Raw genomic sequence first — 20,880 nt, 5'->3', positions numbered from 1 at the left:
TTAATCCTCTCGGGCAAAAAGTGCCTCAATAAAGTCGCCCGCATTAAACGGACGCAGATCCTCAATACGTTCACCGACGCCAATGTAGCGAATCGGAATACCGAACTGGTCGGCGACCGAGAAGATAACCCCACCTTTCGCGGTACCGTCCAGCTTAGTCAATGTGATGCCGGTCAAGCCAACGGCTTCATGGAACAGTTTGGCCTGGCTAATCGCGTTTTGCCCGGTGCTGGCATCGATGGTCAGCATGACCTCATGCGGCGCATCTTCATCCAGTTTTTTCATCACCCGGACAATTTTCTTCAGCTCTTCCATCAGGTGCGATTTATTCTGCAGACGACCCGCGGTATCGGCGATCAGCACGTCAACATTTCGCGCCTTCGCGGCCTGAATAGCATCGAAGATCACTGATGCCGAGTCCGCGCCGGTATGCTGAGCAATCACCGGAATGTTGTTGCGCTGACCCCAGACCTGCAGCTGTTCTACCGCCGCGGCACGGAAGGTGTCCCCGGCCGCCAGCATCACCGATTTACCCTGCTGTTCGAACTGACGCGCCAGTTTACCGATAGTGGTGGTTTTACCCACGCCGTTCACGCCCACCATCAGAATAACAAATGGCGTTTTCCCTTCAACATTCAGCGGCTCATCCACTTTCGCCAGGATATCGCCCATCTCTTCTTTCAGCAGGCCATACAGCGCTTCCGCATCACGTAGCTGCTTACGGCTGGCGCCTTCGGTAAGATTGGTAATGATCTTACGGGTCGTTTCCACGCCGACGTCAGCAATCAGCAGCTGCTCTTCCAGCTCTTCAAACAGATCATCGTCGATTTTTTTGCCGCGGAACAGACTGATAAATCCGGAACCGAGGTTCTGTTTGGTTTTAATCAGGCTGCGTTTCAGACGGGCGAAAAAGCCCTCTTTCGTCGGTTTTTCCTGCTCCTGCTGAGCGGAATCATCCGGCTGACTCTGTTCTTCCGCTTCAACAACCTCTTTATCATCAATAGGTTGAGTGGAGAGCGCCAGAGCTTCAAGCTCTTCATCAGACAGAGCAGATTCAGGCTGCTCCTCACCGCGCGGCTCATCACTCACCGCGTCGTCCACGGCAGCGACTTGCGGCTCATCCGTCACCGCTTCCGGCGTCTGCCCTGCTACCGCTTCCGCGACAACCGGCTGAGCGATCGCATCTTCGACCAGCGACTCCGGAGCAGCGAGGTCTTCCGCCGGCAGCTTTTCAGCAACCGTCTCTTCAGCAGCGGTCTCAGCCACAACCTGTTCAACGGCAGCCTCTTCGACCCACGTACTGGCGGCTGGCGCTTCGTCAATAGCAGCGTGCGGCTGAGGGATCGCTTCGACTTCGGCCGGGGCTTCAACCGCAGGCGTCACCGGCTCAGAGTGCGGTAATTCGCTCTCAACAACCTGTTCAGTCACCTCAACGACATCGGCCGCAAAAGCTTCCGCGTCCTCTTTCTCCACCGTAGAAGCGCTTACCGTATCCGCTTCTGGTGCCGCCACCGTCTCAGCAGGCAACGCTGTAGCCGAATGCTGTTCGGCAACGTCGGTTTGCCCTTCTACTTTCTGTTCGGTCTCGGTTTCCTGCGCCTGTTCTTTTTGTCCAAAGCCCAGCCAGGAAAAGAAGCCACGTTTTTTCTCTTTTGCCATTTGCGACGACACTCCCGCTGTTTATTCATGGCACAGCTTCGGCATAACAATAGCGGAAGCTGAAAAATGATGAAATTAGTCGGATAGTCTATCACTTAACTTAACTCGCATCACCGCCCCCGGATTAAGGTTTCGTCATCCGCGTTCGATCGCTAGAATAGCGGGCTGAAAGTGGAGACCTGAGCAACGAGATGAAGAAACCAAACCACACGGGCAGCGGCCAGATCCGTATTATTGGTGGGCAATGGCGGGGGCGGAAATTACCGGTGCCCGAGAGCCCGGGCCTGCGCCCGACTACCGACCGGGTCCGTGAAACCCTTTTTAACTGGCTGGCGCCTGTCATGGTCGATGCGCACTGCCTCGATTGCTTTGCCGGCAGCGGCGCCCTCGGGCTGGAAGCGCTGTCGCGCTATGCGGGCAGCACCACGCTGCTGGAAATGGAGCGCGGCGTCGCTCAACAGTTGCAAAAAAACCTGGCGACCCTGAAAGCCAGCCATGGCAAGGTGGTCAATACCAATACGCTCAGCTACCTTAATCAGCCAGGCACGCCGCACCATATCGTGTTTGTCGATCCGCCTTTCCGCAAAGGTCTGCTGGAAGAGACGCTGCGTCTGCTGGAAAATAACGGCTGGCTCGCCGATGAAGCGCTCATCTACGTTGAGAGCGAAGTCGAAAATGGCTTACCGCCGGTGCCGGCATGCTGGCATCTGTATCGTGAGAAAGTGGCCGGACAGGTCGCCTACCGTCTCTATCAACGTGAGGCAAAAGGAGAAAATTATGCTGATTAATTTTGGCCGCGTGTTGATGCTGTGCGTCTGGGCATTTTTATTATTAAACCTGTTTCAGCCTTTCCCGAAGCCGCTGAACATCTTCGTTAACGTTGCTCTGATCTTTATGATCCTGATGCACGGTCTGCAGCTGACGCTGCTGAAGGCCACTCAGCCGAAAGATGCCCCGCCGCTGAGCCGTTTTGAACAGGTCCGTATTTTTATCTTTGGCGTGTTTGAACTGGTGGCCTGGCAGAAAAAACTCAAGGCCACGCTGCGTAAGAAGTAACCTCGTGGGCTCAAGGTTCTGGCGTAAACGCGACAAACCTTGAGCCTTTGTAGCTCAGCGTTCCCCGGTCACCGACGCTGAGCGCATGATATTGCGCCGCCTCAAGCTGAAAACTGACTTCCAGGCCACCGGTTTCCGGCCTGAAGCTCACGTCATAGCGCATATCGCTGCCGGCGGGGGCTACGGTTTGCTGGCGCGACCGGCGATCGTTGATCACCTTCTCCCGTTTGTTACTCACCACCACCCGCTTTTGTAGCAGCGGCGCGGCGTCGTTAGCCATATTTTCCCGTCGTTGCTGTACATAGCGGACCGATGCGGCCACCACAATAATGGCGACGACGATAATAAAAAACAGGGGAACCTTGCTCATTCATCTCACCCATAAGAATTCTCAGGAATAAGCATACCGCGCCTTGATTAACGTTGTCATCTGCCCGCCCGAACCACTACACTAAGTTTCAGTACTGCCAATACACCACTCACTTAATAATAACAGATACAAGGACTTACTATGCTTTGGTCGTTTATTGCTGTCTGTTTCTCCGCATGGCTTTTCGTCGATGCGTCCTATCGCGGCCCCACGTGGCAGCGCTGGGTTTTTAAACCCGTCACGCTGATCCTGCTGCTGCTGCTGGCCTGGCAGGCGCCAATGTTCAACGCTATCAGCTACCTGGTACTCGCCGGGCTGTGCGCTTCGCTGCTGGGCGATGCATTAACGCTGCTGCCGCGCCAGCGGGTGATGTATGCGGTGGGGGCCTTTTTCCTGTCGCATCTGCTGTACACGATCTGGTTTGCCAGCCAGATGACGATGTCGTTTTTCTGGCCGCTGCCGCTGGTGCTGCTGGTTATCGGCGCGCTGCTGCTTGCGGTCATCTGGAGCCGGCTGGAAGATCTGCGCATGCCGGTTTTCACCTTTATCGGCATGACCCTGGTGATGGTCTGGCTGGCCGGTGAGCTGTGGTTCTTCCGCCCGACGGATACCGCATTCTCAGGCTTCGCCGGTGCGACATTCCTGCTGTTGAGTAATATTGTCTGGCTGATCAGCCACTATCGCCGTCGCTTCCGCGCCGATAACGCCATCGCCGCCGCCTTCTACTTTGCCGGCCACTTTCTGATCGTCCGCGCGCTGTATCTGTAATTTTGCGCTTGACTCTGGAGTCGACTCCAGAGTGTATCCTTCTGGTAATGAGAAAATTATCATTACCGGGAGGGTCCCATGTCGACTCCAGAAACGCAGGATAAAAAAGTCCCACAGTTCTCGTCATTCAAATTAAAGCCGGTTGTCGCCCAGGCTGACAGCTGCTGCACGGAATCTGGCTGTGCCGCCGATAACGCCGCCGACAGCGAGGGGTTAAACGAGGCGCGCTATCGCTGGCTGGTTGAAGGCATGGACTGCGCCGCCTGCGCCCGTAAAGTCGAAACGGCGGTGCGCCAGGTACCCGGCGTCAACCAGGTGCAGGTTCTGTTTGCCACCGAAAAACTGCTGGTCAACGCCGATGCCGATATTCGCACTGCCGTCGAAAGCGCGGTACGTGCCGCGGGCTATACGCTGCGCGATGAAAGCGCCCCGCCGCCGGAAACCTCACCTCTGCGCGAGAACCTGCCGCTGATAACGCTGGTACTACTGATGGCGCTGAGCTGGGGTCTGGAGCAGCTCAACCACCCCTTCGGCGAGCTGGCATTCATTGCCACCACGCTTGTGGGTCTGTGGCCCGTCGCTCGTCAGGCTTTGCGCCTGATCCGCAGCGGTAGCTGGTTTGCCATTGAAACACTGATGAGCGTCGCCGCCATCGGGGCACTGTTTATCGGCGCAACGGCCGAAGCCGCGATGGTGCTGCTGCTGTTTATGGTTGGCGAGCGCCTTGAAGGCTGGGCGGCCAGCCGTGCCCGCCAGGGGGTAAGCGCGCTGATGGCGTTAAAACCCGATACCGCCACTCGCCTGCGTGACGGCGTGCGGGAAACCGTCGCCCAGCGCGATCTCCGCCCTGGAGACGTAATTGAAGTCGCAGCAGGTGGTCGCCTGCCCGCCGATGGTCAGCTGCGCACGCCGTTCGCCAGCTTCGATGAAAGTGCCTTAACCGGTGAGTCGGTGCCGATCGAGCGCCGCTCCGGAGAACGCGTGGCGGCAGGCGCCACCAGCGTCGACCGCCTGGTGCAACTGACGGTGATTTCTGAGCCGGGCGACAGCGCCATTGACCGCATTCTGAAGCTGATTGAAGAAGCGGAGGAACGTCGGGCGCCGATTGAACGCTTTATCGATCGTTTCAGCCGGATTTACACACCGGCCATTATGGTCGTCGCCCTGCTGGTCGCCATCGTACCGCCGCTGTTCTTTGCCGCCGCCTGGCTACCGTGGATCTACAAAGGTCTGACGCTGCTGCTGATCGGCTGTCCTTGTGCGCTGGTCATTTCCACTCCGGCGGCCATTACTTCCGGGCTGGCGGTGGCGTCGCGTCGCGGTGCCCTGATTAAAGGCGGCGCAGCGCTTGAGCAACTGGGTCGCATACGTCAGGTGGCTTTTGATAAGACCGGGACGCTAACCGTCGGCCAACCGCGCGTCACCGCCGCCATCGCCCTGAATGACGTGGATGAAAATGACCTGCTGGCGCTGGCGGCGGCAGTGGAACAAGGCTCCAGCCACCCGCTGGCGCAGGCCATCGTGCGCGAAGCCCAGCAGCGCCAGCTGACGATTCCGTCTGCCCGCGGTCAGCGCGCACTGGCGGGTTCGGGCATTGAAGCCGAAGTCGACGGTCATCAGATACTGATTTGCGCGGCAGGCAACGACGCCGCCGCAGAGCATGAGGCGCAGATTCAGCAGCTGGAGAGCGCGGGTCAGACGGTTGTGCTGGTACTGCGCGAACAGTCTCTGCTCGGCATTCTGGCGCTGCAGGATACGCTGCGAGACGACGCCCGTCAGGCGGTCGACGATCTGCATCGTCTGGGGGTGCAGGGCGTAATTCTGACCGGTGATAACCCGCGGGCGGCTGCCGCCATTGCCGGGGAACTGGGGCTGGAATTCCGTGCCGGGCTGCTGCCGGCCGATAAAGTGGAGGCGGTCACGGCGCTCAATGCCGCTGCGCCGCTGGCGATGGTCGGTGACGGGATTAATGACGCGCCGGCAATGAAGGCCGCCACCATTGGTATCGCCATGGGCAGCGGAACCGACGTGGCGCTGGAAACCGCCGATGCCGCCCTGACGCATAACCGCTTAACCGGTCTGGCACAGATGATTTCCCTGGCCCGCGCCACCCACGCCAATATTCGGCAGAACATTGCGATTGCGCTTGGCTTAAAGGGAATTTTTCTTATCACTACGCTGCTCGGACTGACCGGGCTGTGGCTGGCGGTGCTGGCCGATACGGGGGCTACGGTGCTGGTGACCGCTAACGCCCTGCGACTGTTACGTAAGAAGTAAGCGGAAAGACCCCGGTGGCGCGTTGCTTACCGGGGCGACGGGAGCGTGCGATATTTGGATTTGGTAGCTCCACTTCCGGGAAGACGGCCTGCAGCAATCGCACCGTTTACCCCCGGTGGCGCGCTGCTTACCGGGGCTACGGAAGCGTGCGGTTTTTGGACTTTATAGCCCCGCCTCCGGGAAGACGGCCTGCGGCAATCGCACCGTTTACCCCCGGTGGCGCGCTGCTTACCGGGGCTACGGGAGCGTGCGGTCTTTGGATTTTGTAGCCCGGACAGGGGCATTGCCCCGCCTCCGGGAGAGGCACGCAAACCCGTGCTTAATGGCTTTTACGAATCAGATAGCGATAGGGCAGCGCCGCGGTTTCTTGCGCCAGCAGCTCATGCTCCATAAAGCGGCAAAAACCCGGAATATCACGGGTTGTCGCCGGATCGTCGGCGATAATCAGCAGCGTTTCGCCCACCGGCATAGTACGTACGGTCTTACGCACCATCATTACCGGCTCCGGGCAACGCAGGCCCTGAGCATCCAGAGTGTGGTCAGGGCTGGAGAAAAGTTCGGTCATTTTCATCTCACATCAACAAAACGGCCCTAGTTTACCCCCACTTTTCCGCTACGCAAGTCAGGTTAACGTTTGCGCGAAAAACAACCATTGCAATACCCGCTCAACGCAGTATCATTCTGCCGCTTCAAACTGGTACTCGTGGGTTGGCAAAACACGGCACGAGTATTGATTTATTGGGTTCCCTCACCCCAATCACTAAAAAGGTCACAATATGAGTCCATTTACAACGTCACAGCGTCAAAAAGCGCTGGTCTGGCTTTCTCTTTTTCATTTGCTGGTTATCACCTCCAGCAACTATCTGGTGCAGCTCCCGATCTCCATTTTTGGTTTTCATACCACCTGGGGCGCGTTCAGCTTTCCGTTTATCTTCCTCGCCACCGATCTGACGGTGCGGATTTTCGGCGCGCCGCTGGCACGACGCATTATCCTGGCGGTGATGGTCCCGGCGCTGCTGATCTCCTATGGCATCTCGTCCCTGTTTTATATGGGCGAATGGCAAGGCTTTGCCGCGCTGACCCACTTTAACCTGTTCGTCGCCCGTATCGCCGCCGCCAGTTTCATGGCCTACGCGCTGGGCCAGATCCTCGATGTCCACGTCTTTAACCGCCTGCGTCAAAACCGCCGCTGGTGGCTGGCGCCGACCGCCTCGACCCTGTTCGGCAACGTCAGCGATACCCTGGCCTTTTTCTTCATCGCTTTCTGGCGTAGTCCGGACCCGTTTATGGCGGCGAACTGGGGAGAAATCGCGATTGTCGACTACAGCTTCAAGGTACTGATTAGCATTGTTTTCTTCCTGCCGATGTATGGCATGTTGTTGAATATGCTGCTGAAAAAACTGGCAGATAAATCTGATTTATCCGCATTGCAGCCAGGTTAAGAGTACTCGCAGGTTGATGTGATAAGATAAGCGAATGAGCCGTTAATGGCCGTTTATCGAAAGGAAGATGTCAATGCGCAATTTGGTTAAATATGTCGGTATTGGCCTGCTGGTTATGGGGCTTGCGGCCTGTGATAACAGCGACACAAAAACGCCGACTGCCGGGGCTGCTGCGGAAAGCAATGCCAGCGGACAAAATATCAGCCTGCTGGATGGCAAGCTGAGTTTTTCCCTGCCAGCAGGAATGACCGATCAGAGCGGCAAGCTGGGTACCCAGGCCAATAACATGCACGTCTATTCTGACGCCACCGGACAGAAAGCGGTGATCGTGATTGTTGGTGACAGCACCAATGAAGAATTGAGCGTGCTGGCTCAACGCCTGGAAGATCAGCAGCGCAGCCGCGATCCACAGCTGCAGGTTGTCACCAATAAATCGATTGATATCAAAGGCCACACGCTGCAGCAGCTGGACAGCATCATCTCCGCCAAAGGCCAGACCGCCTGGTCTTCCGTCATTCTCGGCAAGGTTGACGATAAGCTGCTGACCCTGCAGATCACGCTGCCGGCAGACAATCAGCAGCAGGCGCAAAGCGCAGCTGAAAACATCATCAATACCCTCGTCATCCAGTAACTACTGGCCTGACGTAGCGGCCTCCGGTGACACCGCCGGGGGCCGTTTTTTTAACCGCCAGCTCAGCAACAGCGCCACCGCCACCAGCCCCGCCGCCGCCAGATAAATGGTGGAAATCCCGGCCCATGCCATCAGCAGCCCGGCCAGCGGCCCGGTAATGCCTAAAGACAGATCCATAAATACCGTATAGGTCGCCAGCGCCGAGCCCTGATTCTGCTGCGGCACCGCCTTCACCGCCACCACCCCCAGCGCAGGGAAGACCAGTGAAAAACCGGCGCCAGCAAAGAAGGTCCCGACTTTGGCGATCGTTGAAGTCTCAGCCAACCCCACCAGCAGAAGTCCGACAATCTCAACGCTAAAGCACAGCATCGCGACGTTCAGCCCCCCCAGACGATTAATGCCATTGGGGAACAGCAGACGCGTGCCAACAAACGCGCAGCTAAATAGCGTCAGCGCAAACGCCGCGCCGTCCCAGCCTTTGGCGTCGTAAAACAGGGTAATAAACGTCGCGATCGTGCCAAACCCGGCGGAAGCCAATGCCAGCGCCATCCCATACGGCCAGACCCGGCCCAGCACGGCGCGAAACGTCATCGCTTTGCCCTTCGTCGCTCTGACCGCCGCCCTCGGCAGCGCGCACAGAATAGCGACCAGCGCCACGGCCATAATCGCCCACGCCAGCCCCGGCAGCCCGACAAGGGAGTAACAGAGCACGCCGAGCGGCGCCCCCATCGCCATCGCCCCGTAAGTCACGATTCCGTTCCACGAAATCACCCGCCCGATATGCAGCGAGCCCACCACCCCCACTCCCCATAGCGTTGAACCAGTACCGGCAAAGCTTTGCCCGATACCGAGAATCACCCGGCCGAGGCACAGCAGAGTCAGGCTAAGGATCGGCCAGCCGCTGCCGACGGCCGCCAGCAGATAGCTCAAACCGCTGAGAAAACAGCCGCACAGCCCGAAGATCACGATCTTTTTCGGCCCAAGGAGATCGGCGTAGCGTCCGGCATGAGGGCGGCTGAGGAGAGTGGCAAAATATTGCAGGCTAATGACCAGGCCGGCCCAGAACGCGCTAAATCCCATCACATCATGGACATAGCCCGGCAGAACGGCCAACGGCAGGCCAATTGTCAGGTAGCTGGCAAAATTAAACATCACCACGGAGACAATCCGCAGATTAAGGCGCACTCCATTGAGCGCCGGTTCGTCAACGGGTTCGGGCATTGGGTCCACCTGACTTTTACAACAATGTTTCACTATTACCACGTCGTCTGCTCAAAAGCAGCCCGCGGCGCAGAAATTCGCGCTCGACGGGCCGCACGGTCAATCTCAGCATCGAGTACAGCGTCTGCCAGCAAGTGCTGCCAGAGGATAACTGACGGTCATTTTCGCTCCGCCACGGGATGAATGTTTTTGTCGCTAGCCGGAACAGGCCGGCAAAAGAGCCCCATTCGTCAGGAGCAAATGTGAATAGCCGAAGGCGGCGTCGGGTGAGGAGCAAGACTCGCCCGGGAACACCGATAGCCCGGTCAGCGGAGTGAACGGACGTCGCCAACACACATGCCACTGGCAATCTACGACATATTTATTTAAATACCGTCAGCGATATACCTGAATATCCCCCGCGAATTAACGGTCTGGCGAATAATAATGTCAAGGGTATAAGCTTCGGGAATTCCCGCCATGCCGTTAAAATTCAACCTCATCAAACCATTCATTATCACTCATAACTGCTGGTGGCCTCGCTCGCTATCCTTTATGATGAAAACCGTCTCATCTTAAGACAACACGGAAATCCATACCGGATATTTATCCGGAACTATATGGCGACTGACATTCATTTTTAACGTCAGCCATTTCATTGTATTACCGGTAATTTGACAGGGAGTGTTCATGAAAAAGTATGTGCAGTGGTTCGCCGCTATTGCGGTTGCAGGCGCGTTGGCCGGCTGTGCGCGCACCGCGCCGGTGGAGCAAATCCAGACCGCCGTGAGCGCCGGTCATACAGAGGATCAGGTGAAACAGGCCATTCTGCGGGCCGGCGTGCAGCGCCAGTGGATCATGTCGCAAACCGCGCCTGGCGCGATCGCCGCGCGTCAGCAGGCGCGCGACCATGTCGTTGAGGTCCGTATTAATTACTCCGCCAGCGGTTATTCTATTCACTACGTCAGCAGCAGCAATATGATGGCCTCCGGTGGGAAAATCCATAAAAACTATAACCGCTGGGTCCACAATCTGGATAAAGATATTCAGGTAAATTTAGCCGCTGGTTCGAGCCTGTGATTGTCCACGTCATCTCAGCCCATCATTGATTCAGGAGTCAGCGCGCAAATGCTGACTCCTGAAGAGGAACAGGATCAGAGACTATTCTGATGCGAAACCGGTTTCGGCATTATCCTATGTATTCGTTTGCCACCCGGTAGAATATGTGGCGGAAATGTCAGAGTCAGGTCACAGACCTGTTGATGGAATAACAGAATATCTCTCTCAGGCGCGAATAGTTACCATAATAAATTGCGCTGGCATGTGAAAATATCGAAAATACGCCCTGACTTCGCCGCATAAATTGCCATACGGTGAATACGCTTGCCGATATGCCCTCAGTCTCATTCTGAGGCCGGATATCCGGTCGGCCAAAAGCGGAACGGTAAACAATCCAGGCCGGTAATACATCGTTGGTCCAGGCGTTAGCCATACTGTATACGCGTGCCACAACAAAAATAAAAAGTGCCGTTAAAAATGGCACTAAGATCACCGATTTATCGCGGATACGCGTTGATGAAATTTGCACTAAACATAGTTGACTGGCAGGGCAGAGCCCCGGGAATGAGCGAAGCGACACAGTGGCAGCAATGGTCACGGCATCCGCACGCCTTCGATCCCTCAGCCCCGCAGGCAAAATTAACCGAATTACCGATGATGACCGCCAGACGTCTTAGCTCCGGCAGTAAACTCGCCGTTGAGTGCGGGCTGGCAATGCTGCGCCGTCATCAAATCGACGCCATACTGTACACCAGTCGCCACGGCGAACTTGAACGCAATTATCGTATTCTCCACGCCCTGGCGACGCAGCAGGCCATCTCCCCGACCGACTTTGCCCTCTCCGTCCATAATTCGGCGGTGGGCAATCTGACGATTGCCGCACAGCGGCCGATCGTTTCCTCCTCTCTGTCGGCCGGGCGGGATACCTTCCAGCAAGGGCTATGCGAAGTCATGTGCCTGCTGCAGGCAGGTTATCAGCGGGTATTAATGGTGGATTTCGACGGCTACCTGCCCGAGTTTTATCATCCGCAGCTATCGCCAGAAATGCCGACCTGGCCCTATGCGCTGGCGCTGGTGATTGAAGCCGGGACGGCGCTGCGCTGTGTCACCCGTCGCGGCGAAACGTCCGCAGAGACCGCGCTACCGCAAAGCCTGTTATTTTTACAACACTATTTGCAGGACAGCCCCGCCTTTACCCTGCCCGGCGAGCGCGTGCAGTGGCAATGGAGCCGCGCATGAACCCTATCCTGGCACGACTGAACCGGGTCTGGCGGGGAGCCATGACCGGCGTCTGTTTCGCCTTGTTCGGTCTTGGTGGACTGCTGCTGTCCCTCATCTGGTTCAACCTGCTGCTGATCGTTATCAGGAACAAACCCCGTCGCCGTCGCCTGGCGCGGCGCAGCATTGCCGCCAGTTTCCGCCTCTTTTTGGCGGTGGTCAGAGCCGTCGGCGTGCTGGATTACCGCATTGAAGGCGGTGATATTCTACGCCAGGAGCGAGGCTGTCTGGTGGTGGCCAACCATCCCAGCCTGATCGACTACGTGATGCTGGCTTCGATCATGCCGGAAACCGACTGCATGGTAAAAAGCAGCCTGCTGAAGAACCCGTTCGTCAGCGGCGTGATTCGCGCAGCGGATTATCTGCTTAATGACCAGGCGGATTCGCTGCTGCCCGCCAGTCTGAGCCGCCTTCAGCAGGGGGATACCATTTTGATTTTCCCCGAAGGCACGCGGACGCGCCCCGGTGAACAGATGACGTTACAGCGCGGCGCGGCCAATATTGCCGTGCGCTGCGCCAGCGATTTACGGGTCGTGACAATCCGCTGCAGCGAGCACATGCTTGGCAAGCAGTGCAAATGGTACGATGCGCCGCCCACCAAACCTCTGTTTACGATTGAGGTGCGGGAGCGGATACGTATCAACCAGTTTTTCGATGCCAGCTCACAGACGCCATCGCTGGCGGCACGGCAGCTAAATCGGCATCTTTTGCTTCAATTACAATCAGGTACTACGCCTACTTCAGGAATTAATGATGCAAGCGCTCTATCTTGAAATTAAAAATCTCATAATTACTACGTTGAATCTGGAAGAACTGTCGGCTGACGACATTGACACCGATGCGGCACTCTTTGGCGATGGCCTGGGTCTGGATTCCATCGACGCCCTGGAGCTGGGGCTGGCGGTAAAAAACCGCTACGGCGTGGTGCTCTCCGCCGAAAGCGACGAGATGCGCCAGCATTTCTTCTCCGTTGCCACCCTGGCCGCGTTTATCGACGCTCAACGTACCTGAGGCTCGCCCCATGACTGAATCACATGATATTTATGCCGACGTCTCGGCACTGCTGGTTAAGCTGTTCGAGATCGATCCTGAAGACATCAAACCGGAAGCGCGGCTGTACGAAGACCTGGAGCTGGATAGCATCGACGCGGTCGATATGATCGTCCACCTGCAGAAGAAAACCAGCAAGAAAATCAAAGCAGAAGAATTTAAAGCCGTGCGTACCGTGCAGGATGTGGTTGATGCCCTCGAACGCCTGTCCCGGGAAGCCTGATCCGCATGTCGGGGGCACTTCCACGCAAGGGTATTCTGCTGCTGACAAGCCTGCTCCTGCTGGCCTGGCCTGGCGTCATCTGGCTGGGCCTCGCGCATAACAGCCTGCGCTGGCTGCTCCCTTTAATGGCGCTGCTGCTCTATTTACGCCTGCGCCAGACCCGGCGGCAGGCGGGTCCGCTGCGCATCGTCACCCAGGTGGTCGCGCTGGCGGGGATCGCCCTCTGCGTGGCCAGCACACTGCTGAAAACGCACCAGCTGCTGCTGTTTTACCCGCTGGTGGTCAACGCCGTGATGCTGGCTGCGTTCGGCGGTTCGCTGTGGACAACCATGCCGCTGGTGGAACGCCTGGCCCGCATACGAGAGCCTCACCTCCCCGCCGCCGCCGTGCGCTATACCCGTCGGGTCACGCAGATCTGGTGCCTGTTTTTTATCGTCAATGGCAGTATCGCCCTCTTGACGGCGCTGTACGGTGATATGGCGCTCTGGACCGCGTGGAACGGCATGATCGCCTATCTGCTGATCGGCGCCCTGATGGCCGGAGAGTGGCTGGTACGCCGTCGGGTGATGAAGCGAGAATCCTTATGATGCCGCCTCTTTCTGTGGTCCGCTGGCTGAGTGCCCCGCGTTCGGCCGACACCCTCGTGGCCTGGCGGGGAGACCAGTTCTGGACATTGGGTCATCTGCGCAATGACGTTGCGCGCTGCGTGGAGCGGCTGCAGCAGCACCAGGGTCAACGCTGGGCGCTCTGTTTTGACGACAGCTATCTGTTTCTGGTCGCGCTGCTGGCCACGCTGCATGCCCACAAAACGCCGGTGATCCCGGGGCACAGCCGCCTCTCTCAGCTGGAAGAGCAACGCGCGCTGTTCGATGGCGTGCTCAGTGAAAAGCCCCTTGGCTGGAGCGGCCCGACATGGGTCATCAGCCGTTCCCGACGCTCTCCCACGCAGACGGTCACCTTTCACCCGCTGGCTGATGACGCCGCCATTGAGCTGTTCACCTCAGGTTCGACGGGGCAACCGAAGCGAATTATCAAATCGCTGGCCGTTCTCGACCGCGAGGCTGAACTGCTGGCCACGCACTTTGCCGACCGGCTGGCCGGCTGTCGTATTGTCGCGTCGGTAGCACCCCAGCATCTTTACGGCTTGACCTTTCGCATTTTCCTGCCCATGGCGCTCGGCCTGCCGCTAGACGCGGCAATGCTGAATTATGCCGAGCAACTCAGCGCGCTGGATCCCCGGCATCGCTATGCGTTTATCAGCAGTCCGGCCTTTTTGAAGCGCCTTGACCCCAGACTGAATCCGCCGCCGGTGGCGATCCTGTTCTCTGCCGGCGGAGTACTGCCCTGGGAGCAGGTGACCGGGGCGAGCGACTGGCTTAAATGCAGGCCGGATGAGATTTACGGCAGTACCGAAACCGGCATCCTTGCCTGGCGCTGCCGCGAGCAGGAGCAAGACGACTGGCGGCCTTTCCCCGGGGTCAGCTTTCTCCCCGAAGGCGAAGCGTTTCGCGTATTTTCGCCGCTGATTGCCCATCAAGATGGCCTGCTACTCGACGATACCCTGCAATTCACCGATGACGGACAGTTTCGTCTGGCCGGACGCCGGGGACGGGTGGTTAAAATTGAAGAAAAGCGGATTTCACTCAGCGAAATTGAACAGCGCCTGCTGGAACTGGAGGGAATTCAGGACGCGGTGGCTTTACCCGTCAGCCGCGGTGGCCGCCAGGCCATCGGTGTCCTGCTGGTGCTCAATGACCATACCCGTCAGAAGTGGCAATCCGCCAATAAACCCCTTGAGCAGGCGTGGCGACGAGCGCTTCGGCCAAGGCTTGAGTCGGTCGCCATTCCCCGCTACTGGCGCATTATCGAAGAGATCCCGGTGAACAGCATGAACAAGCGCGTATATGCGCAATTACAGGAGTTATTTCATGAAACCCCATGAAATTGAAGGGAATCAGGCGCATCAGCAGCAGGTTGAGATTGTCTTGTACCTCGATCCTGGCCTTTTCTGGTTTAGCGGCCATTTTGCCGTACAGCCGCTGCTGCCCGGCGTTGCCCAGCTGGACTGGGTCATGCATTACGCCACCACGCTGCTGGCGCCAGGCTGGCGGTTCCACAGCATTCAGAACGTCAAATTCCAGGCGCCGCTCCTGCCGGATGCGACCGTCACGCTCACCCTGCACTGGCAGGAAGCGCGCCAGATACTCACCTTCAACTATCAGCGCCACGATGGCGAAGCGCGGCATACCGCCAGCAGCGGGAAAATCCGTCTATGTCAGTAACCTTCGCGCCCTGTGTGGTGATCCCTTGCTACAACCACGGCGCGATGATGCCCCGGGTACTGGCCCGTTTACGGCCCTGCAATCTGCCGTGCATTGTGGTCGACGATGGCAGCGACGCGCCGACGCGCCAGGTGCTGGAACAACTGGCGGCGCAGGATCCCGGGTTGACGCTGATTCGCCTGACGGAAAATGCCGGCAAAGGCGCGGCGGTGATCCGCGGTCTGCAGGCCGCAGCCGCGGCGGGTTTCAGCCACGCCGTGCAGGTGGATGCCGACGGGCAGCACGCCATTGAGGATATTCCACAGCTGCTGACCCTCGCGCAAGCACACCCGACCGCGCTGATCTCCGGGCGTCCCGTTTACGACAACACGATCCCCCGCTCACGCCTCTATGGCCGCTGGATTACCCACATCTGGGTGTGGATAGAAACACTCTCGCTCCAGTTGAAAGACAGCATGTGCGGCTTTCGCGTCTACCCGATTGCGCCAACGCTACAGCTGGCACAGCGCGTGGCGCTGGGTAAACGGATGGATTTCGATACCGAAGTTATGGTGCGTCTCTACTGGCAGGGTAATGACAGCCATTTTGTTGCGACCCGCGTGACCTATCCCGCGGACGGGCTGTCTCATTTTGATGCGCTTAAGGACAACTGTCGCATCTCGTGGATGCACACTCGCCTGTTCCTCGGCATGCTGCCGCGTATCCCTTCCCTGCTGTTTCGCCGTCGGACAATCCACTGGGCGCAGCAGCAGGAGGTCAAAGGGCTGTGGGGAATGCGTCTGATGCTGCTGGTCTGGCGACTGCTGGGGCGTAGGGCGTTTTCGTGGCTGCTCTACCCGGTGGTGGCCGTCTATTGGCTGATCGCGCACCGCGCCCGTCAGGCCTCGCAAAACTGGCTGTCGCGCGTGCGCGTGCAGCTTACCGCCCGTCAGCAGCCGCTGCCCGCGCACCTCAACAGCTATCGCCATTTTCTGCGCTTTGGCGAGGCGATGCTCGACAAAATCGCCGGCTGGCGCGGCGAATTACGCTTCGGACGCGATGTGGTTTTCGCTCCCGGAGCGGAAGAAGCGCTCAGCAACAGGACTCCCGGCGGCAAGCTATTGCTGGCCTCCCATCTCGGCGATGTCGAGGCCTGCCGGGCGCTGGCGCAATTGCAGGGCGGTCAGGTCATTAACGCACTGGTGTTTAGCGATAACGCCCGCCGCTTTAAACAGATCATGGAGGAGATGGCGCCGCAGGCCGGGATCAACCTGATGCCGGTGACCGATATCGGCCCGGAGACCGCGATGCTGCTCAAAGAGAAGCTGGAGCGGAACGAATGGGTGGCTATCGTCGGCGACCGCATCGCCGTGACGCCCCAGCGCGGCGGCGAATGGCGCGTCTGCTGGAGTGAGTTCATGGGACAACCCGCGCCTTTCCCGCAGGGGCCGTTTATTCTGGCGTCGATCCTGCGCTGTCCGGTGCAGCTGATTTTTGCGCTGCGCCAGCAGGGCAAACTGCATATTCATTGCGAACCCTTCGCCGACCCGCTGACGCTGCCTCGCGCAGAACGCCAGGCGGCGTTACAGCATGCCATTGACCGCTATGCACAGCGCCTTGAGCACTACGCGCTGCAGTCGCCGCTGGACTGGTTCAATTTTTTCGATTTCTGGCAGCTGCCGGATGCCAAAGAGAAGGAGTAAAGGGTGCTTAACGATCCCCGTTTTACTGCCGAGGTAGAGCTGACCGTACCGTTTCACGACGTCGATATGATGGGCGTGGTGTGGCATGGCAACTACTTTCGCTACTTTGAGATTGCCCGCGAGGCGCTGCTCAATCAGTTCAACTATGGCTACCGCCAGATGAAAGAATCCGGCTATCTGTGGCCGGTGGTGGATACCCGGGTGAAATATCGCGACGTGCTGACCTTTGAACAACGTTTTCGCGTGCGCGCCCGGATAGAAGAGTACGAAAACCGGCTGCGCATCGGCTATGAAATTTTCGCCGCCGACAGCGGAAAACGCACCACCACCGGCTATACCATCCAGGTCGCCGTGGAGGAGAAAAGCCGTGAGATGAGCTTCGTCAGCCCGGACATCCTGTTTGAGCGCATGGGGGTGAAGCCATGAGATGGTGGCCCCTGCTGGCGCTGCTGATTAGCCCGTTGCTCAGCGCCCTGACGCTTGACGATCTGCAGCAGCGCTTTACCGAACAGCCGGTGATCCGCGCCCACTTCGATCAAACCCGTACCATTAAGGATCTGCCGCAGCCGCTGCGATCCCAGGGCCAGATGCTGATCGCCCGCGACCAGGGGCTGCTGTGGGATCAGACCGCCCCGTTCCCGATGCAGCTCCTGCTGGATGATAAACGGATGGTACAGGCGATCGGCGGCCAGCCGCCGCAGACGATCACCGCCGAGAACAACCCGCAGATGTTCCAGTTCAACCATTTGCTGCGCGCGCTGTTTCAGGCCGACCGTCAGGTGCTGGAGCAGAACTTCCGCGTCGAGTTTGCCGATACCGGCGAAGGGCGATGGACCCTGCGCCTGACGCCGAAAACCACACCGCTGGATAAAATCTTCGCCACCATCGACCTGGCGGGCCAGCGCAACCTGGAAAATATTCAACTCAATGATAAACAAGGCGATCGTACCGATATCGTCCTCTCTCAACATCAACTGACGCCCGCGCAACTGACCGATGACGAACGACAACGATTTGCTGCACCGTAACCGCCGGAGCATCGCGCTGCTGTGGGGCTGCGTCTGCCTGCTGATGCTGGGCGTTCTGCTGACGCTACTGCCGCAATCGCGGGTCAACAGCAGCGTACTGGCGATGTTGCCGAAGCAGACCCTTGGCGCTATTCCCCCGGCCCTGAACGATGGCTTTATGCAGCGGCTGGACCGGCAGATAGTCTGGCTGGTGAGCCCCGGCAAGCAGGCCGGTCCTCAGGCGGCAGGCGAATGGCTCACTCTCCTTCAGCAATCGCACGCTCTCGCGGACGTGAAAGGCCCAATGGATGCCGCCAGCCAGCAGGCGTGGGGAGCCTTTTTCTGGCAGCACCGCAACGGGCTTATCGATGATGCCACCCGCGCTCGCCTGCAAAACGGCGGCGCAGCGCAGGCGCAGTGGGTCCTCTCCCAGCTCTACTCCGCCTTTTCCGGCGTCAGCGGCAAAGAGCTGCAAAACGATCCGCTGATGCTGATGCGCGGCTCGCAGCTGGCGATGGCGCAAAACGGCCAGCGTTTGCAGCTCAAAGACGGCTGGCTGGTGGCCCAGGATAAGCAGGGAAATGACTGGTATCTGATCCACGGCGAGCTGGCAGGTTCCTCATTCGATATGCAGCAGACGCACCGCGTCGTGACGACCCTCGCGGAGCTGGAAGAGCAATTAAAAGCGCGCTACCCGCAGGCACAGGTGCTCACCCGCGGGACGGTGTTTTACAGCGACTACGCCAGCCAGCAGGCGAAGCAGGATATCTCCACCCTCGGCATCGCCACGCTGCTTGGGGTGATCCTGCTTATCGTCGTGACCTTCCGTTCGCTTCGGCCGCTGCTGCTGTGCGTGATTTCCGTCGGCATTGGCGGGCTGGCGGGCACCGTCGCCACGCTGCTGCTGTTTGGCGAACTGCATCTGATGACGCTGGTGATGAGCATGAGCATTATCGGTATCTCCGCCGACTATACGCTGTACTATCTCACGGAACGTATGGTCCACGGGCATGATGCCACGCCGTGGCAAAGCCTTGCCAAAGTCCGCCGCACGTTGCTGCTGGCGCTGCTGACGGCCGTGGTGGCCTATCTCATCATGATGCTCGCCCCCTTCCCCGGTATTCGCCAGATGTCGGTGTTCGCCGCCGTCGGACTGAGCGCCTCCTGCCTGACGGTGATTTTCTGGCATCCGCTGCTGTCCCGCGGTCTGCCGGTTCGCCCGGTGCCGGCGATGGGGCTCATGCTTCGCTGGCTGGCGGCATGGCGACGCAACAAAAAACTGTATATTGGCCTGCCGCTGACGCTGGCGCTCTTCTCGCTGGCCGGTATCGCCACCCTGCGGGTCGATGACGATATTTCACAGCTCCAGGCGCTGCCGCAGCATCTTCTGGCCGAAGAAAAAGCGATCGTCGCCCTGACCGGCCAGAGCGTTGATCAGAAATGGTTCGTGGTCTACGGTGCGACGCCGCAGCAGACGCTGGAGCGGCTGGAGGCCTTTGCACCTGCCCTTGCCGAGGCGAAACGTCAGGGGATGCTCAGCGGTTATCGCACGCTTCCGCTCAATTCGCTGGCCCGTCAACGCCAGGATCTGGCGCTGCTCAACGCGGCAGCACCGGCGGTCACCGCCGCGCTGCAAAACGCCGGGCTCAAAACGGTCGATGCGGATCTGTCGGCCATGCCGGTCACGGTCGATGACTGGCTTGCCAGCCCGGCCAGCGAAGGCTGGCGCCTGCTGTGGCTGACGCTGCCAGCGGGCGAGAGCGGCGTGCTGGTTCCGGTTGACGGCGTGAAAACAAGCGCGGCGCTACGGGCCCTGAGTGAAAAGCAGCCCGGCGTCGCGTGGGTAGACAGAAAAAGTGCCTTTGACGAACTGTTTACTCTCTATCGCCATATTTTGACGGGCCTGCTGGTCGTTGCGCTGGCGGTCATCGCCTGTGGCGCCATATTGCGTCTCGGCTGGCGCAAAGGGTCGATCGGCCTGGTGCCCTCCGTGCTGTCGTTAGGCTGCGGGCTGGCAGCCCTCGCCTTCAGCGGCCACCCGGTGAACCTGTTTTCACTGCTGGCGCTGGTGCTGGTGCTGGGGATTGGTATCAACTACACCCTGTTTTTCAGCAACCCGCGCGGAACGCCGCTGACGTCGCTGCTGGCCATCATCCTCGCCATGATGACCACCCTGTTGACCCTCGGCATGCTGGTCTTCAGCGCCACCCAGGCCATCAGCAGTTTTGGCATTGTGCTGGTCAGCGGTATTTTCACCGCTTTCCTGCTCTCCCCGCTGGCGATGCCCGGTAAAAAAGAGAAAAAAAGACGATGATCAAACACAGACTCTGGTGCGCCGCGGCGCTGGCCGCCACCTTCATCCTCGCCGGGTGCAGTCACTCGTCCAGCCCCGGGCAAGGGCGACCGCAGGCATGGCTGGAGCCGGGAACCCGCGTGACGTTACCGGCGCCAGGCATCACCCCGCCGCTGAATGCCCAGCAGCTGCTTACCGGGCGTTTTCACGGCCAGACTCAGTCGCTGCTGGTGATGCTCAACGCGGATGAGCAAAAAGTCACTCTCGCCGGTCTCTCATCGATGGGGATCCGCCTGTTTCTTGTGACCTATGATGAAAAGGGGCTGCACACCGAGCAGTCTATCGCCGCTCCGCAGCTGCCGCCGGCAAGTCAGGTGCTGGCCGATGTGATGCTCAGCCACTGGCCTGTCGCCGCCTGGCAACCGCAGCTGCCGGAGGGCTGGACCCTGATCGACACCGGCGACCGCCGCGAGCTACGCAACGCCCGCGGGCAGCTGGTGACGGCGATCGCCTACCTCAACCGGCAGGGTAAGCGCGAGCCGATCGGCATTGAGCAGCGGGCCTTTAAATACCACATCACCATTCAATATCTGGGTGACTGAG

General features: G+C 58.9%; 23 protein-coding genes. 19 read left to right on the top strand and 4 right to left on the bottom strand.

Annotated elements, in window-relative coordinates:
- Nucleotides 1-1,659, bottom strand: coding sequence for a signal recognition particle-docking protein FtsY (ftsY, locus tag OQV00_RS01600; protein WP_044350532.1), 1,659 nt, complete (start codon nucleotides 1,657-1,659; stop codon nucleotides 1-3).
- A 191-nt stretch (nucleotides 1,660-1,850) separates the two neighbouring features.
- Between ftsY and rsmD the strand changes: the two genes are divergently transcribed.
- Nucleotides 1,851-2,447 carry a 16S rRNA (guanine(966)-N(2))-methyltransferase gene (gene rsmD / locus OQV00_RS01595; RefSeq protein WP_266279746.1) on the top strand — a complete coding sequence of 199 codons (597 nt, stop codon included), beginning with the start codon at nucleotides 1,851-1,853 and terminating at the stop codon, nucleotides 2,445-2,447.
- Nucleotides 2,437-2,715 carry a DUF1145 family protein gene (locus OQV00_RS01590; RefSeq protein WP_113990798.1) on the top strand — a complete coding sequence of 93 codons (279 nt, stop codon included), beginning with the start codon at nucleotides 2,437-2,439 and terminating at the stop codon, nucleotides 2,713-2,715. Before rsmD ends, OQV00_RS01590 begins: the two co-directional genes overlap by 11 nt.
- A 10-nt stretch (nucleotides 2,716-2,725) precedes the next feature.
- Here OQV00_RS01590 and OQV00_RS01585 read toward each other — a convergent pair whose 3' ends face one another.
- The gene (locus OQV00_RS01585; RefSeq protein ID WP_069476381.1) at nucleotides 2,726-3,085 is read right to left on the bottom strand and encodes a DUF2500 domain-containing protein; all 360 of its coding nucleotides are present in this window, start codon (nucleotides 3,083-3,085) and stop codon (nucleotides 2,726-2,728) included.
- A 141-nt stretch (nucleotides 3,086-3,226) separates the two neighbouring features.
- Between OQV00_RS01585 and OQV00_RS01580 the strand changes: the two genes are divergently transcribed.
- The gene (locus tag OQV00_RS01580) at nucleotides 3,227-3,853 is read left to right on the top strand and encodes a lysoplasmalogenase (protein WP_004868576.1); all 627 of its coding nucleotides are present in this window, start codon (nucleotides 3,227-3,229) and stop codon (nucleotides 3,851-3,853) included.
- A gap of 78 nt (nucleotides 3,854-3,931) precedes the next feature.
- Nucleotides 3,932-6,130 carry a Zn(II)/Cd(II)/Pb(II) translocating P-type ATPase ZntA gene (zntA, locus tag OQV00_RS01575; RefSeq protein ID WP_134936042.1) on the top strand — a complete coding sequence of 733 codons (2,199 nt, stop codon included), beginning with the start codon at nucleotides 3,932-3,934 and terminating at the stop codon, nucleotides 6,128-6,130.
- Nucleotides 6,131-6,449: 319 nt separating this feature from the next.
- Here zntA and tusA read toward each other — a convergent pair whose 3' ends face one another.
- On the bottom strand, nucleotides 6,450-6,695 hold the full coding sequence (tusA, locus tag OQV00_RS01570; RefSeq protein ID WP_004868581.1) for a sulfurtransferase TusA: 246 nt from the start codon (nucleotides 6,693-6,695) through the stop codon (nucleotides 6,450-6,452).
- A 211-nt stretch (nucleotides 6,696-6,906) separates the two neighbouring features.
- Here tusA and OQV00_RS01565 point away from each other — a divergent pair, with 211 nt between their 5' ends.
- Both OQV00_RS01565 and OQV00_RS01560 read left to right on the top strand, forming a co-directional pair.
- Nucleotides 6,907-7,572, top strand: a complete 666-nt coding sequence (locus OQV00_RS01565; protein WP_004868583.1) for a 7-cyano-7-deazaguanine/7-aminomethyl-7-deazaguanine transporter — start codon at nucleotides 6,907-6,909, stop codon at nucleotides 7,570-7,572.
- A gap of 73 nt (nucleotides 7,573-7,645) precedes the next feature.
- Nucleotides 7,646-8,203: a DcrB family lipoprotein gene (locus OQV00_RS01560; RefSeq protein ID WP_004868586.1), complete on the top strand. Its 558-nt coding sequence runs from the start codon at nucleotides 7,646-7,648 to the stop codon at nucleotides 8,201-8,203.
- Here OQV00_RS01560 and OQV00_RS01555 read toward each other — a convergent pair whose 3' ends face one another.
- Nucleotides 8,204-9,424, bottom strand: a complete 1,221-nt coding sequence (locus OQV00_RS01555) for an MFS transporter (protein ID WP_134936040.1) — start codon at nucleotides 9,422-9,424, stop codon at nucleotides 8,204-8,206. It abuts the gene before it with no gap.
- Nucleotides 9,425-10,093: 669 nt separating this feature from the next.
- Here OQV00_RS01555 and OQV00_RS01550 point away from each other — a divergent pair.
- From OQV00_RS01550 to OQV00_RS01490, 13 genes are all read left to right on the top strand, one after another.
- Complete coding sequence (locus OQV00_RS01550) at nucleotides 10,094-10,483, top strand: hypothetical protein (protein WP_004868592.1); 390 nt, start codon at nucleotides 10,094-10,096, stop codon at nucleotides 10,481-10,483.
- A 495-nt stretch (nucleotides 10,484-10,978) separates the two neighbouring features.
- On the top strand, nucleotides 10,979-11,701 hold the full coding sequence (locus OQV00_RS01545) for a beta-ketoacyl synthase chain length factor (protein ID WP_069476379.1): 723 nt from the start codon (nucleotides 10,979-10,981) through the stop codon (nucleotides 11,699-11,701).
- Nucleotides 11,698-12,513 carry a lysophospholipid acyltransferase family protein gene (locus OQV00_RS01540; RefSeq protein ID WP_004868595.1) on the top strand — a complete coding sequence of 272 codons (816 nt, stop codon included), beginning with the start codon at nucleotides 11,698-11,700 and terminating at the stop codon, nucleotides 12,511-12,513. Before OQV00_RS01545 ends, OQV00_RS01540 begins: the two co-directional genes overlap by 4 nt.
- Nucleotides 12,494-12,751: a phosphopantetheine-binding protein gene (locus tag OQV00_RS01535; RefSeq protein WP_004868598.1), complete on the top strand. Its 258-nt coding sequence runs from the start codon at nucleotides 12,494-12,496 to the stop codon at nucleotides 12,749-12,751. Before OQV00_RS01540 ends, OQV00_RS01535 begins: the two co-directional genes overlap by 20 nt.
- Nucleotides 12,752-12,761: 10 nt before the next feature.
- Nucleotides 12,762-13,013, top strand: coding sequence for an acyl carrier protein (locus OQV00_RS01530; RefSeq protein ID WP_004868599.1), 252 nt, complete (start codon nucleotides 12,762-12,764; stop codon nucleotides 13,011-13,013).
- Nucleotides 13,014-13,018: 5 nt separating this feature from the next.
- Nucleotides 13,019-13,600: a COG4648 family protein gene (locus OQV00_RS01525; RefSeq protein ID WP_004868602.1), complete on the top strand. Its 582-nt coding sequence runs from the start codon at nucleotides 13,019-13,021 to the stop codon at nucleotides 13,598-13,600.
- The gene (locus OQV00_RS01520) at nucleotides 13,597-14,955 is read left to right on the top strand and encodes an AMP-binding protein (RefSeq protein ID WP_266279741.1); all 1,359 of its coding nucleotides are present in this window, start codon (nucleotides 13,597-13,599) and stop codon (nucleotides 14,953-14,955) included. Before OQV00_RS01525 ends, OQV00_RS01520 begins: the two co-directional genes overlap by 4 nt.
- Nucleotides 14,942-15,295, top strand: coding sequence for an ApeI family dehydratase (locus tag OQV00_RS01515; protein ID WP_069476378.1), 354 nt, complete (start codon nucleotides 14,942-14,944; stop codon nucleotides 15,293-15,295). Before OQV00_RS01520 ends, OQV00_RS01515 begins: the two co-directional genes overlap by 14 nt.
- On the top strand, nucleotides 15,286-16,977 hold the full coding sequence (locus OQV00_RS01510) for a glycosyltransferase family 2 protein (RefSeq protein WP_015585583.1): 1,692 nt from the start codon (nucleotides 15,286-15,288) through the stop codon (nucleotides 16,975-16,977). The genes OQV00_RS01515 and OQV00_RS01510 overlap by 10 nt, the downstream gene beginning before the upstream one ends.
- 3 nt (nucleotides 16,978-16,980) lie before the next feature.
- A complete protein-coding gene (locus tag OQV00_RS01505) occupies nucleotides 16,981-17,403 on the top strand; it encodes an acyl-CoA thioesterase (RefSeq protein ID WP_004868610.1) in 423 nt (140 codons plus the stop codon).
- Nucleotides 17,400-18,005, top strand: coding sequence for an outer membrane lipoprotein carrier protein LolA (locus OQV00_RS01500; RefSeq protein WP_032718349.1), 606 nt, complete (start codon nucleotides 17,400-17,402; stop codon nucleotides 18,003-18,005). Before OQV00_RS01505 ends, OQV00_RS01500 begins: the two co-directional genes overlap by 4 nt.
- Nucleotides 17,974-20,298, top strand: a complete 2,325-nt coding sequence (locus tag OQV00_RS01495) for an MMPL family transporter (protein ID WP_004868613.1) — start codon at nucleotides 17,974-17,976, stop codon at nucleotides 20,296-20,298. Before OQV00_RS01500 ends, OQV00_RS01495 begins: the two co-directional genes overlap by 32 nt.
- Nucleotides 20,295-20,879: a DUF3261 domain-containing protein gene (locus OQV00_RS01490; protein WP_015585581.1), complete on the top strand. Its 585-nt coding sequence runs from the start codon at nucleotides 20,295-20,297 to the stop codon at nucleotides 20,877-20,879. Before OQV00_RS01495 ends, OQV00_RS01490 begins: the two co-directional genes overlap by 4 nt.
- The last annotated feature ends 1 nt before the right edge of the window (nucleotide 20,880 follow it).

This window comes from Klebsiella sp. DY2415 (assembly GCF_026314315.1).
In the GTDB taxonomy this organism is placed as follows: Bacteria; Pseudomonadota; Gammaproteobacteria; order Enterobacterales; family Enterobacteriaceae; genus Klebsiella; species Klebsiella ornithinolytica.
Note: the sequence above shows the minus strand (reverse complement) of the source record. Positions and strands in the feature narration are given on the sequence as shown.

Coding starts and splice junctions, on each gene's coding strand:
- ftsY (WP_044350532.1), bottom strand. CDS start 1,659: ATGGCAAAAGAGAAAAAACGTGGCTTCTTTTCCTGGCTGGGCTTTGGA.
- rsmD (WP_266279746.1), top strand. CDS start 1,851: ATGAAGAAACCAAACCACACGGGCAGCGGCCAGATCCGTATTATTGGT.
- OQV00_RS01590 (WP_113990798.1), top strand. CDS start 2,437: ATGCTGATTAATTTTGGCCGCGTGTTGATGCTGTGCGTCTGGGCATTT.
- OQV00_RS01585 (WP_069476381.1), bottom strand. CDS start 3,085: ATGAGCAAGGTTCCCCTGTTTTTTATTATCGTCGTCGCCATTATTGTG.
- OQV00_RS01580 (WP_004868576.1), top strand. CDS start 3,227: ATGCTTTGGTCGTTTATTGCTGTCTGTTTCTCCGCATGGCTTTTCGTC.
- zntA (WP_134936042.1), top strand. CDS start 3,932: ATGTCGACTCCAGAAACGCAGGATAAAAAAGTCCCACAGTTCTCGTCA.
- tusA (WP_004868581.1), bottom strand. CDS start 6,695: ATGACCGAACTTTTCTCCAGCCCTGACCACACTCTGGATGCTCAGGGC.
- OQV00_RS01565 (WP_004868583.1), top strand. CDS start 6,907: ATGAGTCCATTTACAACGTCACAGCGTCAAAAAGCGCTGGTCTGGCTT.
- OQV00_RS01560 (WP_004868586.1), top strand. CDS start 7,646: ATGCGCAATTTGGTTAAATATGTCGGTATTGGCCTGCTGGTTATGGGG.
- OQV00_RS01555 (WP_134936040.1), bottom strand. CDS start 9,424: ATGCCCGAACCCGTTGACGAACCGGCGCTCAATGGAGTGCGCCTTAAT.
- OQV00_RS01550 (WP_004868592.1), top strand. CDS start 10,094: ATGAAAAAGTATGTGCAGTGGTTCGCCGCTATTGCGGTTGCAGGCGCG.
- OQV00_RS01545 (WP_069476379.1), top strand. CDS start 10,979: ATGAAATTTGCACTAAACATAGTTGACTGGCAGGGCAGAGCCCCGGGA.
- OQV00_RS01540 (WP_004868595.1), top strand. CDS start 11,698: ATGAACCCTATCCTGGCACGACTGAACCGGGTCTGGCGGGGAGCCATG.
- OQV00_RS01535 (WP_004868598.1), top strand. CDS start 12,494: ATGCAAGCGCTCTATCTTGAAATTAAAAATCTCATAATTACTACGTTG.
- OQV00_RS01530 (WP_004868599.1), top strand. CDS start 12,762: ATGACTGAATCACATGATATTTATGCCGACGTCTCGGCACTGCTGGTT.
- OQV00_RS01525 (WP_004868602.1), top strand. CDS start 13,019: ATGTCGGGGGCACTTCCACGCAAGGGTATTCTGCTGCTGACAAGCCTG.
- OQV00_RS01520 (WP_266279741.1), top strand. CDS start 13,597: ATGATGCCGCCTCTTTCTGTGGTCCGCTGGCTGAGTGCCCCGCGTTCG.
- OQV00_RS01515 (WP_069476378.1), top strand. CDS start 14,942: ATGAAACCCCATGAAATTGAAGGGAATCAGGCGCATCAGCAGCAGGTT.
- OQV00_RS01510 (WP_015585583.1), top strand. CDS start 15,286: ATGTCAGTAACCTTCGCGCCCTGTGTGGTGATCCCTTGCTACAACCAC.
- OQV00_RS01500 (WP_032718349.1), top strand. CDS start 17,400: ATGAGATGGTGGCCCCTGCTGGCGCTGCTGATTAGCCCGTTGCTCAGC.
- OQV00_RS01495 (WP_004868613.1), top strand. CDS start 17,974: ATGACGAACGACAACGATTTGCTGCACCGTAACCGCCGGAGCATCGCG.
- OQV00_RS01490 (WP_015585581.1), top strand. CDS start 20,295: ATGATCAAACACAGACTCTGGTGCGCCGCGGCGCTGGCCGCCACCTTC.